The organism is Olsenella sp. AGMB03486, assembly GCF_040884255.1.
Lineage (GTDB): Bacteria > Actinomycetota > Coriobacteriia > Coriobacteriales > Atopobiaceae > Olsenella_L > Olsenella_L kribbiana.
Genome location: NZ_JBEVTM010000048.1, coordinates 1 through 2,402, shown reverse-complemented (window position 1 = coordinate 2,402; position 2,402 = coordinate 1). Strand labels below are relative to the sequence as shown.

The window sequence follows — 2,402 nt, the reverse complement described above, 5'->3', positions numbered from 1 at the left end:
TGTTAACGCCGGGCGATAATCGCCACCAAGCGTCGGGCGATTCTGTCCATTTCCAGCCGGACGATATTGGCCAATGTGCCGGCATCCGGAAATGCTAGCTGCTGCCGTGCATGGTGCTCCGAGGGCCCATCGCTAGAGCCCCATCGTGCCGGAGCCCCTCTGCCTCATCGCCTGGGGCACCGCCTCCACGGAGTAGGTGTCGAGCCCTCGTCCCCTGTAGCTGGGTCCGCGCATCATGAAGACCGAGGCATTGTCGAAGAGCCTGTCGAGGGCGCACAGCAGCGCATCCTCGCCCGTGAACGAGCCCTTCCAGTCGCTCGGGGACATGTTGCTGGTGAGCACCATCGTGCTCGGGCCGTCCTTCTCATAGCGGCGGTCGACGATGTCGAAGAACATGTCGGTGCATGCCCTGTCGAACCTGCACCTCCCGATCTCGTCCACGATGAGGCATGAGGGCTTCACGAGCGCCGCGACCTCGCGCTGGGCGGACCCCCGCTCTGCCGCCCTGGAGAGCCTGTCGCGCAGCTCGCTCGCCTTGAGGTAGTAGGTCCTGAGCCCCTTCATGCAGCATGCGCGCCCGTATGCCTGCGCGAGATGCGTCTTGCCGATGCCTTCGGGGCCGATGAAGGCGATGTTCCTGTGCGCATAGAGGTCGGCGAGGGCGGGAAGCTTCCGGAGCATCCCTGCATCGCGGCCCTGTATCCTCGAGAAGTCGAACCCCTCGAACGTCTTCGGCTCCCTCGACGGCAGCCTGCTGAGGCGCAGGAGCGTATCCACCGTCTGCTGCCGCCTCTGCTCGGCGAGATAGGAGAAGACAGTCCTGACCGCGGCGATCTCGCCCTCTCCCATGCCCCTGTCGGATGCGAGCGCGGCGAGCTCCTCTGCGGATATGCGGATGCCCATGCCGGCAGCGGCCTCCGCCGCCTCGCCGAAGATGCCCATGCCCTCTGCCATCATGCCCTCCTTCCGAAGTCGAACCTCGCGAAGGCGGGATCTTCCGCCGGTGCCGCAGACTGCCTGACCGTCGGCGCCGGCGGCTGCGTCGGCTGCTCTGCCGGGCCTCCGTCGTCGGTCCACTGCCCTTCGCAGCAGCTGTCGTGCCGGTCCCATGTGACCGGATGCGCGACCAGCTCCTGCGAGAGGTCGTCGCTGTATATATGGAGCACGCGGCCTTCGCGCCCCACGCGGCATTCCCTGCGCGCATACCAGAGGGGCACGCCGAAGCGCCTGCCCTCGTAGCTCACGAACCCGTCGAAGGATATCTTCCTCTTCGGGCAGAGCCAGCGCTCCGCCTCCTCCGTGAAGGCGAATGGGCGCGCATGCTGCATGCATGCGTCCCTGTGCTCGTCTGCGGGCACGCACGCCGCCGCGCGGCGCCATCTTCCCGACTGCTCCCGGCACCACCGCCTCGCCTCCTCGTTGAGCTGCGTGATGTCCGTGAACTCCCTGCCCTGGAGGAAGCTCTCCTTCACGAACCGTATGAGGCGCTCGACCTTGCCCTTCGTCCATGGATGCCTGGGCCTGCAGAGCCTCGTCCGGAAGCCGATGGAGTCCATGAACGCCTCGTAGTCCTTCTGCCAGACGGGATTGCCGTCTGCATCCCTCCTGACGACCACGCTCTTCATGTTGTCCGTGAGCACCCAGTCCGGGATGCCGAGCTCCATGAAGCCATGCAGCATGCCTATGAAGAGGTTCTCCTGCCGTGCGTTCGGGAAGAACTCGATGTAGGGCGTGCCGCAGTGGTGGCAGGCCATCGCGAAGCATGCGATCCTCGAGACGGTGCCGTCGGCCGCCTCCGCATTGGCGAACCCCCAGTCCATCTGGTATGCCTCGCCGGGCTCTGTCTGGTATCTCCTGCCGCGCGGGCCCCTGGAATCCGCCTGCCTCCTCGGCGCAGGCACGAGCGAGCGGTGGGCGGCGATGTAGTCCTTGATCGACGTGATGCCGCCTGCATATCCCTGCCCCTTCAGGCGGTCGAAGATCGTCTGGGAGTTCGTCACCCCCTTGCGGAGCTGGTCATCGACGACGCCGGTGTATCCCGTGAGGACCGTCGTCTCTGCCTTCCTGCCTGCATTGCCGTGCGGCCCGGCCTGGAAGCCCTTCTTCCGGAGCGTCCTTGCCTTCGATCTCGTGAGTCCGGTCCTCCTACAGAACTCCGCGAGGTTCGCCTTCTCCGGCGAGAACCCCGGACCCGCCTCGGCTGCCATCGCCGAGAGGGCCTCGTCTATAATCTTCTGCAGGCCATCGTATCTGCTGTCCATCTTTCTCTATATTCCTCCTATCGCCGGCACATTGGCACAACCAGCATAGGAGGGATGCAGCGGAGCGGTGGCCAATCTTTTCCGGCTGCAATCGGCTATTTTGTTTCGGCTATATGTGGCTAAAATCGCCCGGCGTCAACA

The 2,402-nt window shown here is 65.0% G+C and carries 2 protein-coding genes; both read right to left on the bottom strand.

Annotation, left to right across the window (positions count from 1 at the left end; genetic code table 11):
• Window positions 1-132: 132 nt before the first annotated feature.
• Window positions 133-957 carry an ATP-binding protein gene (locus ABVS03_RS11480; RefSeq protein ID WP_368019208.1) on the bottom strand — a complete coding sequence of 275 codons (825 nt, stop codon included), beginning with the start codon at window positions 955-957 and terminating at the stop codon, window positions 133-135.
• On the bottom strand, window positions 954-2,261 hold the full coding sequence (gene istA, locus ABVS03_RS11475) for an IS21 family transposase (protein ID WP_368019207.1): 1,308 nt from the start codon (window positions 2,259-2,261) through the stop codon (window positions 954-956). The genes ABVS03_RS11480 and istA overlap by 4 nt, the downstream gene beginning before the upstream one ends.
• Window positions 2,262-2,402: the final 141 nt, after the last annotated feature.